We start from the raw sequence: 12,574 nt of genomic DNA on the forward strand, positions 1-12,574 counted from the left end.
GTCTGACGATCACCGCCGACGGATGTCCGTTTTCGCCTTGACTACCCCTGGACCGGGCTGGTTTGTCCGTGGCCGACGCCACACCGCCCGACCGTCCGCTCAGCGGGCGGGGCGAGAGCTGGACGGTGAGGACCCGAACCGCCAGTCCGAGGACCTTGGGCGCGGTCTCGCCCCGGAGACCGACACCGTCAGGTCCCGCTCGCCAGCTGTCGGCACCGACGGGTCGGTACGGCTGCAAGCACCGTGGTGGCAAACTGACGCATCCCGACCAAGTGTCAGTTCTCCGGCTCGTCCGGGCCGGCTCCGCCGTGGTCTGGCTCGTCACCCCACCGAAGGACAAGGAGCCCTACGATGACCGAGCCCATTGACGCTGTCCCCACGACCTACGCCGGAACCCGCTTCCGGTCCCGCCTCGAAGCCGACTGGGCCCGCACCCTCGACGGCCTTGGCATTGTGTGGGAGTACGAGCCTGAACTGATCACGCTTCCCTCTGGCACCCAGTACCTGCCTGACTTCTGGCTGCCCGAGATAGGCACGTGGCTGGAGGTGAAGGGCCCGAACACACCGCGCCGGGAGAAGGCAACAGAGCTCGGCAAGGTCCGCGCCTGCCACTGCGTCGGCACATGCACCTGCCTGTGGCCCGGCGGCCAGCTGGTCCTGCTGGGCTGGCCCTCCCACCGCGGCCCGAACCAACCCGGCTACCGCGCCCGTTACGGTCACGCATGGTGGGCCTCCGCGTACGGCCCAGGCGCCTACCTCATCGAATGCCCGTGGTGCGCCCGTGCCCACTGGGTCACCCTGCGCAGGCCGTGGCAGTGCCGTGGATGCCGCGCCAGCCTCGGTGCCACGCCCCGCTTCTACAGCCCAGCGGAGCAGCTGATCCGATTCGGCGAAGGTGACTCGCTCGCCTCGGCCCGTGTCGATGAGGACATGCGGCGGCTCGCGGAGAAACAGCAGCTCGCCGAGCTCGAAGACGAGGACGGATATCACTAGTACCTGCCCCACCGGCGGTGGTGCTGTGCTTCGCACGCACCGGGTGGACTTCACCGCGCGCGATGCCCACACCAGGGGCGTCCCATTCCCTGGCCGGTGCGCACGGAGACATTCACTCCCACCGGCAGGCGTGCACGATGTCGTCCACTCCCATCCGATGGTGCAGGGAGTGCACGGCACTCAGCGCACCACTCACCGGCCCTACGCACGGTGACGGTGCACGGTGCGGCGGGACAGAGAAGTCTCTCCTCTGAAGACGTGCACCAGGGGCCGATGCTCGGCATCGCCGGGGTGGTGGCGAGCGAGGTCAAGGGGAAACGCGGAAAACTCGTGCCTGGACAAGGGTTGCTTTCTGTCCGATGGAAGGTGCCGTGCGCGGGTGGCGGACCTGGTCAAGGGGTGTGCATCGAGTGCACGGCATCCGATGCGCCATCACTGTCCGTGTGCGCACCGGGTGGAGTGGAGCGGGAGTGGAGGCCACCGTCGCGCGCATCGTGGTGCGCACCGCGCGGAGGGAGAGTGCACGGTATCGCCGGTGCGCGCACCGGTGCGCACGGTGCGGTGCATCGTGTGCACCCGCGAGAGTGCACGACATCGTCGACTCGGCAGGCGATGCGGTGGCGGAGTAGTACACGACATCGTCGGTGGGCGCACCGGATGCCGGGATGTCCCGCGCTCACCGCTGATGGGGTCGTCGCAGGCGCGCGGTGAGCCACGGGTTCGGCCGGCCGCCGGGGTACTGCCGGGAGCGGCGCTGGACCGGCGGCGGCTTCGGCGACGGGTACAGCGCCACTCGCAGCCGGACCGCGTCGGCGAGCTGCTCCAGGCGCTCCCGCTGCTCCGGCGAAAGGTACAGCGGGGTCGGGTCGACCATCGGGGCCTCCATGCTTCGGCGGGGTCACTGCCCCGCACCCTCGCCGATCCCCGCCGCCTCCAGGGCACGCACTGCGACCGCGTCCCGACAGCTGGCCCGGCGACCGCGCCGCCCTTCCCGCAGGGCGGATCCTGGCCGGGCCCGCCGGTTGACATTGCCTTCAGCGGTCGCGGCCCGCTCCCCTGCCCTGGTCGGGCTGCGTGGTGTGCTGCTGCTGACTGCCCGGGTCGGCGGCCGAGGCCTGCTTCGCCTGGTCCGCCTGTTCTTCGACCACGCGGCCGCGGGCGTTGGCCGCGTGGGTGAGCGCGGCGAGACGGGCGAGGTTCTGCGGCGAGGTCATCCACGTCGTGGGGTCCGTCGTGCGGCCTTCCAGGTACTCCTGCGGCATCGCAGCCTGCTGGTGGGCGTGGATGGCAGCGGCCCGCTGCGCCGGAGTTCGAGCGGCGTCCCGGTCCGGGTGGTCAACGGCGTGCGGCGCGGCCTGGTCGTGGTCGTCGACGTGCGCGGTGGCCGACGCGGTCGCGGCCGGGGCTTCGTCTCGCGCGGCGGGCGGTGCGGTGTGTGCGGCGCGGATCGCGTTCTGCAGGGTGAGGCTGGCGACCCGGGCCCGCTCGTACCGGCTCGACTCCCGCGGCGGTTTGCCGTCGGTGCCGGCGATCCACCAGCGGTCGGGCCAGGCGAAGTCGGCGGTGTAGGTGAGCTGGTCCGGGGCCGGGGTCCGCCGGCCTTTCTGGGGCACGGTGAGTTGACGGCCGTGGCGGGACAGTGCCCGGTCGGCGATGTAGCTGTCTATGCGGGGCGGGAGCGCGCGGCCGCGCAGGGTCTCCAGCAGGTGCCGGCGGGCCTCGGCCAGGACGTGGCGGCGGGCGAAGGTCCGGCGCACCGTGTAGACGACCGCGGCGACGTCGACGGCGGCGAGCGCGGTGTCCACCCGTGGCCCCACCCTCTCCCGGATCACCTTCCCTGCCGCCTGGCATCGCTCCAGCAGTCCATCGACCATCCGCTGCCCGAAGTTCAGGATCGCGGAGGTACGCCACCACGCGAGCAGCTGCTCCAGCGGCTTCGGCTTCTTCTTCTCCGGGCGGGTGTCCTGCGCCGCCCACCAGCCGAGACCGTGGCGGGCGCGCTCGCCAGGCAGCCGCCCGTGGTCGCGGACGTACTTGTCGGTGATGCCCTCCAGGGCGTCTTCGATCCGTTGGCGGCGGATGGAGGACCAGTCGATAAGTTCCTGGTCGACCCCGGCTATCTCCATCACCGGGCGCAGGCCCGGCGTCACCTCGCGCGGCACGGTCGCCAGCCCCAGTTCCTCGCACACCTCAGTGGTCATAGTGAGCGTGTAGAGCGTCCCGGCCGCCACGACATGCTGGAGGAGGCGGACCGTGTCCAGCGCGTACCAGGATCCGTCCGGGCGCTGCACCCGATTCAGGATCAGGCAGTGCTCATGCAGTAGGGGAAATCCGTCCCTATTGTCGAAGTGCCGGAACGCCGCGACGACCAGGGCCGGGGCCTTCGCGCGCTTCCGACCGGACGCCCATCGGGTTTCCGCTACCTCATCCTCCAGCCAGCCCAGGGTCGCGGCGATGGCCCGCTCGTGCGCCCGCTCGATGACCTGGCGCGTCTTCTTGTCCCCCAACGCCCACAGCACGATGAGGGACGCCTGCGGACGGAAGACGAAGTCGAGGGCGAGCAGCGGGGTCTGCTTACGCTTCTCAATCTCCTCGATCGGCTGCCCGAGGACGGTGGCCAGCCGTGCCGTCTCCGGGTCGGCGCCGTAGTCCAGGAGCTCACGCTCGATCCAGTCGGCGTCCGGGTGCCGGCCCTCCCCGAAGACGAGCTCCATCTGCCGCTCGGTCACCGTCTGTCCGGCGGTCAGCCCGAGGGCGGCCAGACCGCGCCCCATCCACGCCCCGGGCGGTAGCCCGGCCTTCTTCTGGGCGTCCTTCAACGCCTGACGGACCGGACGACGGCCGTCCCCGAAGGCGACTCCGCGTACGTAGTAGCGCCAGGCGTTTCGCTTCTGAACCTTCGCAACACTGAGCATCCCGGCAGCGAACACGGCTCTGACCTGCAACGAAAGCCCGATCCCGTGAGGAGGGAGGGTTCACCGGAACTTCACGGCCGATCCCGCCGGACGGGCACCGGCGGCAACGTCGTGCCCGCCCGACGGACACCGTCTTTCGCACTCACGACCCCTACAGGTGGCCATGCAAATGCTGCGCGACAGCCACCCACACCCCACCCACCTACAGCAGATGACTTCACCGTCAAGGCGCGCACACCTACGTACCGCTCCCCCACCCACCGGGTCTCCCGCGGCCACTTGGCGGTGACCTTGTCTGCGCTGACGGCCTGAACCATCAGCTCGTACACCCCAACTGCTGGCGCCGCATCGGCACCAAATGAACGTGCGTCGAGCGGGGGACGGCCCGTCAGCGTGGCCGTGGGCCGCTTGGTTCCCGTAACCGCTACGGCGTCAACTCGTTGAGGTCGCTGGCGCCGCCTGACACTGCCGCGACGGTGCCCGGCTGAGTTCTTCTGGCCCATGACCGGGGAATTGGTAAGCCCTAGACGCGCCGCGTCATCGCAGCAGAGGGTTCGTGGCTCGCCACAAGTCCGCGCAGGGTCATGGGATAGCGCACAAGGACCAATGATGGCATCGCACGCACGTAAGAACGCGGCTCGTCGGCAGGAAGACCTCACCGGGGTGAACCGGCGGGCAGCGCTGCAGGACATCCGTAACACTTTCCCGCCCATGGCGCAGGCCCGAAGTGCGGCAAGGGGGTCAAGCAGCGAGGCAGGCGCAACGGTTGTACCGGCTGAGCTGATCGCCCTCGTCCAGGACTTCGTTCGCTGGGGGCAGCGGCATCTGGATGACGCTGTCCGCGCGTCACGCCAGCACGTCGAACGGCCGGGGGATTGGCACCGGCTGGTGCTCTATGCCCTCACTGATGCCCTTGCCTACAACTTCCTGCTGGTCGGCACGCTTGCTGGGTATCTCCAAGAGCAAGGGCTGGATGCGGACCTCCTGCGCCGTCACCTGCAGTGCTCCGACCCTGATCGCTACGTCAACCAGGAAGCACTTGATCTGCTGGCGGGGCTGATGGGCAGGCCCGTCAATGCGGGCCAACGAGAACCCACTTGGCACTTTGTCGGCAGGCAGATCGCTCAGTGCGGGGTAGATCAAAGCGAGGAACGGTCTCAGCCGCGGCCGGAGTGAGATGGAGCCGTTCGGCCCCATCAACTGCCAACCTAGTAATGTTTGGCCACATGAGCATTCCCAGCCCGCGAGGGGAGCGAGAGAAGCTAATTACAGCCCTCACTCCCCAGCTGCGCAGACACCTGAAGATCCGCGCCTTTGAGCACGGAATGGACATCCAGGACGCGACCGAGCATGCCATCAATGCCTGGTACGCGGCTGATGGCCTGCCGGAGGTCAAGACCGACGGCGCGAAGACCTGGGGCACCTTCCTCCCCGTCGGCGAGCCTGACAAGTTCAAGGCGACGTGCACGGAGCGCGGAGTCACCTATGTGCAAGGCCTCGCCCAGGCACTGACGCTGTGGCTGGACAACCACCCCTCCCCCACTTCACCGTTGACCGCTCAACCGGTTGTGCGGGTGATAGTGGCGAATCAGAAGGGTGGCGTCGGCAAGACGTTTATCTCCAGCGGCATGGCTCAGGCCCTGGCCGAGGCTGGGCACCGGGTTCTGATCGTCGACTACGACCCGCAGGGGCACCTCACTGCCGAGCTGGGCTTCGAGGACTTGATGTACGAGGACGATGTCGAGACGCTCCTCATGCACATGGACGGCACGGCCAAAGGGCACATCGGGGATCTCCTGGTCGCACTGGACCAGGAGCGCTTCGGCGAGCGCCTCCATCTTCTGCCGGCCTCCGACGACGCGTTCCTCCGCGACGTCGCCCTGTCCAAGGTCTCCTTCAGCGAGGCCGCACTGGAGCGGGCGTTGGAGCCGCTGGAGGCCGACTACGACGTCATCATCATCGACGGGCCGCCCAGCCTCGGTCTGAACATGGACACGGCTCTCTACTACGTGCGGCGCCGTGACGGCGAGCTCGCCGACCGCTCCGGGGTCATCACTCCAGTGTGGGCGAACAAGGCTTCACACCGCGCCTTCCGGCTGCTCAAGTCGCAGAAGGACGACCTTTGTCGCAAGGGGCGAATCCAGGTCGACTACCTCGGGCTGGTCGTCAACGCCTACGACAGCCGCCGGGGAAAGCTGGTCAAGGAAAACAAGGACCAGTGGGAGCTCAGCACTTCCCCTGCGGTGCTGGCCGTGATCGGCGACTTGAAGGAAGGGCGTGAAGCTGCAGACGGAGAGATCCCGCTGCTGGAATACGCCCCGAACAGCGAGCACGCCCAGGCGATGCGTGATCTGGCGAAGGAACTGGCGGTATGAGCGACAACAAGCGGCAGCGGGTCACCCGCGGCTTCAGTATCGACGATGACGGCCAGGACTCGGGAAAGCCCGCCCCTCGCCGGGTCCGGACCCGGCAGCAGATCATCAACGGCGAAGGGAAGCGGCCGCCGGCCGCTGTAGCCCTCACGCAGCTCGCGCACAATCCGTTCAACCCGCGCGACGAGCTCACCGAACTCGAAGAGACCGCCGAGTCACTCAGCTCACGGGGGCAGATCCAGCCGATTGCCGTCGTGCGGCGCGCAGCGTTCCTGGCAACGCATCCTGGCCTCGAAGAGAAGATCGGGGAGGCCGAGTACGTCGTCATCGACGGCAATCGGCGTCTCGCTGCTGCTGGCGTGGCCGGCTTGGCGGAGCTGCGGATCGACGTGAACGACGATCTCGCCGCAAGTGCTGCCGACATGCTGGAGGGAGCGCTGATCGCGAACATCCATCGTGTGGACGTACCGCCGCTCGATCAGGCGAAGGCGATCCAGGAGCTGGTAGCGGTGCACGGCTCGCAGGGCAAGGTGGCCAAGCGCCTCGGGAAGACTCCCGCGTGGGTTTCGCAGCGCCTTGCGCTTCTGGAGCTCACGCCGGAGCTGCGCGACAAGGTGGAAACGGGTGAGCTGAAGGTGGAGCCCGCCCGCCGTATTGGTCGGCTGCCGAAGGAGCAGCAGGCGGCGGCAGCAGCGGAAACCGTTAACGCCGTTAATACCCCCCGCCAGCGCTCTCCTCGAAGGGTGCTGTCGCAGCGGGACGGCGACGAAACCGTTAACGCCGTTAATACCTCCGCGCCGGAGGCGGCCGACGAGACCTCGGCTGCTCCGACCGTTAACGCCGTTAATAGTGAAGGGGGAGTGGCCGCCGGATCAGTTCCGCTCGTGATCTCTTCGGTGTCTCCCGCGGAGGTGGTGGACGCGCTGGTCGCGCGGCTCTCTCCGGCTGACCTTGCTGCGGTCGCGGAACTGCTGCTGGATCGGCTCGGTGACGATCACAGCAACGCTCCTGACCGGGAGTCAGCGATGGTGTAGCCCTGCCAACGCAAAAAAGCGGCCCGCGCCCTGGGAGTACCAGAGCGCGGGCCGCTTTGTGGTCAGGGTGCCTCGGTGGTCTCGATCTCGTACGGGGCCGTGGTCGTCATGCGCTCGCTCCGGTGCCGGTGGGGTCGGCCGCCTTGAGGACGCGCGGCAGGTGGGCGTGGGGGTGCTCGACGTCTGCCTGGAGGCCGCAGGAGCGGAGTTCGCGGGCAAGGAGTTCAGTGAGCCCGGATGCTCTTAACCGGGCTACGGGCAGCAGGCGGCGGCCTGGCCGAGCACGTAACACCGCAGGTCGATGTCGGCAGGCAGGGCGGGCGCGGTATCGCCCAGGGCGAGCGCGCCGACCGCGACGATGAAGGTCCGGTTCACCGCGTCGGAGCCCTTCTTTGTCTGCGGGGCCTGGAAGAGGGCGTAACGGCCGGTGAGGTACGTCTCGGGGGTCAGGCCGGGGTCGGCCAGGGTTTCGAGGGCTGCGGCGAACAGGGCCTGGCTGTCCTGCGGGGCGGGGGTGGCGGTGTAGATCGGGTTGCCGCCCGTCTCCATCCGGGAGACATCGATTCCTCGGGCCGCGACCCGGGTGGTCAGTTCCTCGGCGATGGCACGGGCGGCTTGGCCCCTCACGATCCGGTTGCCGGGGATCCGGCGCCCGTCCGGCAGGACCACCCAGTTCTGGAGCACGTCGCCGCCGACGTGGTCGAGCGCGAACCGGGCCTCGGCTGCCTGTCCGTAGCGCAGCATCGCCTCGTAGGCCGGGGTGACGAGGCCGCCAACATAGGTGCGGGTGGGCGGGTCCCACTGCGCGCCGTCGCGCAGACGGCCGGTGACGCCGAGACGGTCGTAGTTAGTGTTCGCGGCAATCGGCGTGCGGAACCGCTCCGCGTTGTAGGCGATGCCCTGACCGAGACGGCCGGCGGCTGCGGAGGCCAGTTCGTAGCGCCAGGCCACCAGCTCGGTATGCACGGTGCGGAGTGCAGCGGCACGGTCGGCGCGAGTCGTGGCAGCGGTCCAGAGGTCCGCAAGCCGGTCCCGTGCAGCCGTGGCGGCGACGGCCTGCTCGTCGGCGAAGGCGCGGACGCGGGCCTGCTGGCCCGCGTCTACGGACCGGAAGGCGAGCGGGCTGGTGGGGAAGTGGCTGGGGGTAATCGATGCAGTGGGCATTGGGTCCTCCTGGTCAGGCATCAGCGCTGGTCCGGTCAACAGGTCTGTGTTTTCCGCCTGCGCACCCGATCGCGATGCGGCGGGGCCCGGCGGGAAGGCCCGCGTAGTCGGCAAGGTTGGCGAGCAGTTCGCGGGCGCCCGGCGTGTTCAGGACGATGTCCTGGACGCGAGAGTTGAGGCCATCCAGGTCGAGAATGTCGCGGGCGGCGGCCGGGTCTCGGAGCCGGTCGCGGACGTCCTCGATCCGGTCGGCGGCGGGCGGGACGGGAAAGCCGTCCGGGCCGGTGGGCAGGTGCAGGTAGCCGAACGAGATCAAACGGATTGGGTGGGTCGGGCGCATGAAGGGGTCTCCGGATCACTGGTGAGGGGCAGGAACTGCGGAGCGCCGCGCCCGGCCTTCCGGTCGGGCGCGGCGCTCTGAGATCTGGTGGTGGTGTGTCAGGAGGTTGAGGTCGTAACAGTGGTGGTGTCGGTGACCACGAGGAACTGGTCACCACTCAGGTCCATGACGACCCGGGCGTCCGTCGTGCCCTGAACGCGCTGGGCGGCGGCGTACTCGTCGGCGGGCCAGGAGCCGCGGCGGGGAATCGCTCCAGGACGGTGCGCGGGGCGGCGGCGGTCGTCATCGGGGTCGCCCCCGTTCTCGAAGGCGTCGATCAGGTCGAGGATCGCGTCGGGGCTGGCGGCCTCGCCGACCCACTTCCCGTCCACGGTGAACACCGGCCGTCGCGGTCGGCGTCGAACACTGCCGCGTAGCCGCCCCAGCGCTCCAGGACCAAGGTCGTACAGCACGGGGAGCGGCGCGGCCTCCAGGACCTCCAGGCCGTCGACGGTGAGCCAAGCCGGAGTATCCGGGGCGTCGAGCTGGGTGAGGGTGCCGATGACGCGCAGAAGGTCGCCGGGCTGTATCTCGTTCAGCAGGGCCGCGGCGAGGTTCGGGGTACACGCGTACACGGTGTCCGGGGCGTCGGGCGCGATCCGGTCCGCGTCGATGGGGGAGTGGACCAGGTCGAACCGGGCGGTGCCCCAGCCGGTGCCGGGGGCCGGGATCGCGTCGACGTAGCCGTCTATGGCCAGGTGCGTCTGGGGGTTCATCGGCTGGCCTCCGCCAGGGTCTTGGTGGTGCGGGGGGAGCGCGGTCGGGGGGCGTACTGCGCACGGATCAGGAGTTCGCAGTTGCGGCGCTGCTGCTCCGGAGTGAACGGCTGGCGCTTCGGTCCCCGGCGGTGCCTGAGCGGGGAAGCGGGCGGCTCAGGGTAGGCGAGGGTGGGATCGACGTCGTTCTGCGGAGTGCTGCTCATGGGAGCCTCCGGGTGAGGGTCAGGAGTGGTTGTCGTCGCGCCGGCGTTTGGGCTGGGTGTCGGAGGCGAACCTGCCGAGGCGGGCCTCGGTCGGGTTGGCGGCGATCCAGGTTTCGGCGCAGACCTTGTGAGCTGGCTCCCCTGAGTGGGAGCGCAGCGGTGTGGGTTGCTCGAACAGCACGCAGGGCAGGGGCTGCCGGTGGTCGTAGTGCCGGGCGTCGCGCCAGTCCAGGAGGCCGGCGGGGAGCGGGATCAGGCCCGGCTCCCACGGCGGCTCCTTGGCTCGCTTGCGGGTCACGGCCGCAGGTCGGGCAACTGCTGGAGGACCTGGGAGAGCAGGTCTGGTGTCGGCTTCCATGGACCGAGCTGCCCGCCGACGGGGATGGGCAGCGGCAGGTCCTGGACGTCCTGGAGGACCAGGTGCCAGGCGTCGGCTTGCGCCCACGGCGTGCAGGGCGAGGAGCCGTCGGGGTCCTGGTGGCAGTCGGTGAGGCGGGCGACGCCGATGACCGCGCCGCGGTGCAGTTCGCGGCCGTGGATCGTGCGGGCGACCAGCGGGTCGCGCAGCACGGCGGGCTGAGGCTTCGCCTTCCCGGCATGGAGAAGGACGTAGCCGCGCCAGGACCAGTGGGCCGGCCTGTTCTCCACGTCCTTCCCAGCCAGGATGCAGGAGGCCCAGGGCTGACGGATGGTGATGCCCCGGATCCAGGTGCCCGGGTCGGCGGTGGTGGTCTCGCTCATGCGGCTCGCCCCCGCACTGCGGTGCCGGGGCGGCCGAGACGGCGGCCGTTGACGCTCGGGACGCGGGCGTGGTCGGGGCGGGCCTGGACAATGGTTCCGATGTGCTTGCCTTCGTACATCGCCGCATCCGCAGCACGCATCAAGGTCGGCAAGTCGCTGCTGGCGACGGCGGCCGGGGTGGCGGCACCGAGGGAAACGGACAGCGGCAGCAACCCGTCCTCGCAGGGCACGGGGCGGGTCATGAGGCGGGCCAGATGCTCCAGGCGCAGCGCCTGGTGGCGGGGTTCGATGCGGGCGAGGGCTGCGAATTCGTCGCCTCCGAGGCGGCCGGCGACGCCGCGGGGCCCGGCCCACTCGGACAGGCGGGTGCCGATCGCGGCGAGTGCGGTGTCCCCAGCCGCGTGCCCGTGGTGGTCGTTGAGTTCCTTGAAGTGGTCGGCGTCGGCGAGGACCAGGACCACCTCGTCGGGGTGGCGTTCCAAGAGGCGTTGCGCGCGGGTGGTGAAGGCTTCGCAGCGCCAGGTGGTGGTGAGGGGGTCGCGGTGGGCCTGGGTGAGGCGGCGGTGCAGGACGGTGGTGTGCAGGGTCCATCCGGCCAGCGGGATGGCCATGGCGGTGATGTGCAGTGCCTTACGCGGTAACAGGGCCGTGGTCATACTGGTGGCTTCCTTCTCATCTCTGACATGGGTCGGAAAAGCCCGGGACCGCCGTCTTCAGCGGCGGGCCCGGGCGCTTGTGTCTGGGGTGGGTCAGGCGGCGAGGGCGGTGCCCGCGGCGGTGATGAGGTCGTCGGCGGTGCGGATCGCGTGCTCGCGGGCGGCTCGCAGCGCGGTGTCGCTTTCGGTGTTCCGCAGGGCGTAGACGGCCGCCACGGCGGTCTGGGCGGCCGGGGTGAGGGCAGGCAGCCGGATCCTCACGCGCATCAGCGGGCCGGTGATCGCGGACCGTGTGATGTGTGAGGCGGCCCGCTCCTGGGTCCAGTCCTCACCCAGCAGCCGGAGGTCCTCGCGGAGCCACATGGCCCGGTGATGATCCGCGAGCGCGGCCGCCAGGTCGGTCACCGCGAGCATGCCGTCAGCGCGGCGTGCCGTGGCTTCGGCCGCGCTGCGCTGCGCGCGCTGGCTGAAGTGCTGGAGGATGCCGGTCAGGAGTGATCCGGCGAGGGTGCCGAGGACGGCGACGACAGCGGTTAACACGAGGTGAGCTCCTTGGATGAGTGCGACGGGTCAGCGGTCGGCGCGGCGCTGGGTGTCGGCGAGGATCGCCTGCCGGTCGGGGTGGGCGTCGACGGCGGCCCGCAGGGCGTGCCACCAGGTGTCCGCGTACTTCTGCCGTTCCTTCAGCTCCCGCATCCGCTGCTTGAGGCGGTCGTGGCGGGTGGTGAGGGTGTCGCACAGGCATTCCGCGGCGGGGTCTTGGATGCGGGCCATGCAGCCGGGTGCGAGGCAGAGGGTGCCGTCGGGGTCGAGGAACCAGAAGCAGCCCGTGGGGATGGTGTCGGGTGTGGTCGCGGCGGGGTTGTCGCGCGTACCAGTGCCGGTGTCGCTCATCGGGTGCTGCCGGTGGTGGTGAGGTCGGAGGCCAGGTGGACCGTGGTGAAGCCCTCGCCGTGCAGCTGGTCGACGGTGGGCAGCAGTTGGTGGAGCTCGCGCACGACGTGCTGGGGCACCACACGGTCGCGGCCCGCGTTCTGCGCTTCCACAGTTGCCAGCGGCATGTCGAACAGGACGGCCACTGTGGGGCGCTGCCAGTAGCGGGCGCGGGCCAGCAGACCGGCCCTGACGTGGGGGTGGAGATTGGTGGAGTCAACGATCGTGGACAGTCCTCGGGCCAGACGGGCGTCCAGGAGCAGATTCTGGATCTGGACGGCGACCGGCGTGGCGGACTGGTCGATCTCCGAGTCGGTAGCGAGCTTGCGGTAGGTGTCCAGGGACACGCGCCAGCTGTCCGGGTAGTGGGCGGCGAAGGTGGACTTGCCGCAGCCCGGCGAGCCGATCAGCGCGCACAGCGTGCCGGTGGTGAGGTTCATGGGTCCTTCCGGTGCAAGCGGGCGG

At 69.8% G+C, this 12,574-nt stretch carries 16 protein-coding genes; 4 read left to right on the top strand and 12 right to left on the bottom strand.

Features of this window, described 5'->3' with window-relative positions:
- Positions 1–351 precede the first annotated feature (351 nt).
- A complete protein-coding gene (locus tag ABT115_RS15470; RefSeq protein WP_351789064.1) occupies positions 352–993 on the top strand; it encodes a PDDEXK family nuclease in 642 nt (213 codons plus the stop codon).
- Between the two features lie 676 nt (positions 994–1,669).
- Here the strand turns inward: ABT115_RS15470 and ABT115_RS15475 are convergent.
- Both ABT115_RS15475 and mobF read right to left on the bottom strand, forming a co-directional pair.
- The gene (locus tag ABT115_RS15475; protein WP_351789066.1) at positions 1,670–1,867 is read right to left on the bottom strand and encodes a hypothetical protein; all 198 of its coding nucleotides are present in this window, start codon (positions 1,865–1,867) and stop codon (positions 1,670–1,672) included.
- Between the two features lie 160 nt (positions 1,868–2,027).
- The gene (mobF, locus tag ABT115_RS15480; protein WP_351789068.1) at positions 2,028–3,908 is read right to left on the bottom strand and encodes a MobF family relaxase; all 1,881 of its coding nucleotides are present in this window, start codon (positions 3,906–3,908) and stop codon (positions 2,028–2,030) included.
- A 609-nt stretch (positions 3,909–4,517) separates the two neighbouring features.
- Here mobF and ABT115_RS15485 point away from each other — a divergent pair.
- From ABT115_RS15485 to ABT115_RS15495, 3 genes are read left to right on the top strand one after another with little or no spacing between them, the layout of a single operon-like run.
- Positions 4,518–5,084: a hypothetical protein gene (locus tag ABT115_RS15485; RefSeq protein WP_351789070.1), complete on the top strand. Its 567-nt coding sequence runs from the start codon at positions 4,518–4,520 to the stop codon at positions 5,082–5,084.
- A 50-nt stretch (positions 5,085–5,134) separates the two neighbouring features.
- Positions 5,135–6,283, top strand: a complete 1,149-nt coding sequence (locus tag ABT115_RS15490; RefSeq protein WP_351789072.1) for a ParA family protein — start codon at positions 5,135–5,137, stop codon at positions 6,281–6,283.
- The gene (locus tag ABT115_RS15495; RefSeq protein ID WP_351789075.1) at positions 6,280–7,314 is read left to right on the top strand and encodes a ParB/RepB/Spo0J family partition protein; all 1,035 of its coding nucleotides are present in this window, start codon (positions 6,280–6,282) and stop codon (positions 7,312–7,314) included. Before ABT115_RS15490 ends, ABT115_RS15495 begins: the two co-directional genes overlap by 4 nt.
- 252 nt (positions 7,315–7,566) lie before the next feature.
- Here the strand turns inward: ABT115_RS15495 and ABT115_RS15500 are convergent, their stop codons facing one another.
- The 10 genes from ABT115_RS15500 to ABT115_RS15545 form a co-directional block, all read right to left on the bottom strand.
- Positions 7,567–8,478 (bottom strand): hypothetical protein, encoded by a 912-nt coding sequence (locus ABT115_RS15500; protein ID WP_351789078.1) that lies wholly within the window; start codon positions 8,476–8,478, stop codon positions 7,567–7,569.
- Positions 8,479–8,491: 13 nt separating this feature from the next.
- The gene (locus ABT115_RS15505; RefSeq protein WP_351789081.1) at positions 8,492–8,818 is read right to left on the bottom strand and encodes a RapZ C-terminal domain-containing protein; all 327 of its coding nucleotides are present in this window, start codon (positions 8,816–8,818) and stop codon (positions 8,492–8,494) included.
- Between the two features lie 98 nt (positions 8,819–8,916).
- Positions 8,917–9,573, bottom strand: coding sequence for a DUF8839 family protein (locus tag ABT115_RS30890; RefSeq protein WP_502969101.1), 657 nt, complete (start codon positions 9,571–9,573; stop codon positions 8,917–8,919).
- Positions 9,570–9,779, bottom strand: coding sequence for a hypothetical protein (locus ABT115_RS15515; protein WP_351789083.1), 210 nt, complete (start codon positions 9,777–9,779; stop codon positions 9,570–9,572). The genes ABT115_RS30890 and ABT115_RS15515 overlap by 4 nt, the downstream gene beginning before the upstream one ends.
- A gap of 19 nt (positions 9,780–9,798) precedes the next feature.
- Positions 9,799–10,077, bottom strand: coding sequence for a hypothetical protein (locus ABT115_RS15520; protein ID WP_351789086.1), 279 nt, complete (start codon positions 10,075–10,077; stop codon positions 9,799–9,801).
- Positions 10,074–10,520: an ASCH domain-containing protein gene (locus ABT115_RS15525; RefSeq protein WP_351789089.1), complete on the bottom strand. Its 447-nt coding sequence runs from the start codon at positions 10,518–10,520 to the stop codon at positions 10,074–10,076. Before ABT115_RS15525 ends, ABT115_RS15520 begins: the two co-directional genes overlap by 4 nt.
- Complete coding sequence (locus tag ABT115_RS15530; protein WP_351789092.1) at positions 10,517–11,176, bottom strand: GGDEF domain-containing protein; 660 nt, start codon at positions 11,174–11,176, stop codon at positions 10,517–10,519. Before ABT115_RS15530 ends, ABT115_RS15525 begins: the two co-directional genes overlap by 4 nt.
- 93 nt (positions 11,177–11,269) lie before the next feature.
- A complete protein-coding gene (kilB, locus tag ABT115_RS15535) occupies positions 11,270–11,716 on the bottom strand; it encodes a plasmid transfer protein KilB (protein ID WP_351789094.1) in 447 nt (148 codons plus the stop codon).
- A 30-nt stretch (positions 11,717–11,746) separates the two neighbouring features.
- Positions 11,747–12,070: a hypothetical protein gene (locus ABT115_RS15540; protein ID WP_351789097.1), complete on the bottom strand. Its 324-nt coding sequence runs from the start codon at positions 12,068–12,070 to the stop codon at positions 11,747–11,749.
- Complete coding sequence (locus ABT115_RS15545; protein ID WP_351789099.1) at positions 12,067–12,549, bottom strand: AAA family ATPase; 483 nt, start codon at positions 12,547–12,549, stop codon at positions 12,067–12,069. Before ABT115_RS15545 ends, ABT115_RS15540 begins: the two co-directional genes overlap by 4 nt.
- Positions 12,550–12,574: the final 25 nt, after the last annotated feature.

The sequence above is a fragment of the Streptomyces sp. NPDC001832 genome, assembly GCF_040297265.1.
Taxonomy (GTDB): Bacteria; Actinomycetota; Actinomycetes; order Streptomycetales; family Streptomycetaceae; genus Streptomyces.

Bases quoted from the DNA above. Each gene is read 5' to 3' on its own strand.
- ABT115_RS15470 (WP_351789064.1), top strand. From the start codon at position 352: ATGACCGAGCCCATTGACGCTGTCCCCACGACCTACGCCGGAACCCGC.
- ABT115_RS15475 (WP_351789066.1), bottom strand. From the start codon at position 1,867: ATGGTCGACCCGACCCCGCTGTACCTTTCGCCGGAGCAGCGGGAGCGC.
- mobF (WP_351789068.1), bottom strand. From the start codon at position 3,908: ATGCTCAGTGTTGCGAAGGTTCAGAAGCGAAACGCCTGGCGCTACTAC.
- ABT115_RS15485 (WP_351789070.1), top strand. From the start codon at position 4,518: ATGGCATCGCACGCACGTAAGAACGCGGCTCGTCGGCAGGAAGACCTC.
- ABT115_RS15490 (WP_351789072.1), top strand. From the start codon at position 5,135: ATGAGCATTCCCAGCCCGCGAGGGGAGCGAGAGAAGCTAATTACAGCC.
- ABT115_RS15495 (WP_351789075.1), top strand. From the start codon at position 6,280: ATGAGCGACAACAAGCGGCAGCGGGTCACCCGCGGCTTCAGTATCGAC.
- ABT115_RS15500 (WP_351789078.1), bottom strand. From the start codon at position 8,478: ATGCCCACTGCATCGATTACCCCCAGCCACTTCCCCACCAGCCCGCTC.
- ABT115_RS15505 (WP_351789081.1), bottom strand. From the start codon at position 8,818: ATGCGCCCGACCCACCCAATCCGTTTGATCTCGTTCGGCTACCTGCAC.
- ABT115_RS30890 (WP_502969101.1), bottom strand. From the start codon at position 9,573: ATGAACCCCCAGACGCACCTGGCCATAGACGGCTACGTCGACGCGATC.
- ABT115_RS15515 (WP_351789083.1), bottom strand. From the start codon at position 9,779: ATGAGCAGCACTCCGCAGAACGACGTCGATCCCACCCTCGCCTACCCT.
- ABT115_RS15525 (WP_351789089.1), bottom strand. From the start codon at position 10,520: ATGAGCGAGACCACCACCGCCGACCCGGGCACCTGGATCCGGGGCATC.
- ABT115_RS15530 (WP_351789092.1), bottom strand. From the start codon at position 11,176: ATGACCACGGCCCTGTTACCGCGTAAGGCACTGCACATCACCGCCATG.
- ABT115_RS15540 (WP_351789097.1), bottom strand. From the start codon at position 12,070: ATGAGCGACACCGGCACTGGTACGCGCGACAACCCCGCCGCGACCACA.
- ABT115_RS15545 (WP_351789099.1), bottom strand. From the start codon at position 12,549: ATGAACCTCACCACCGGCACGCTGTGCGCGCTGATCGGCTCGCCGGGC.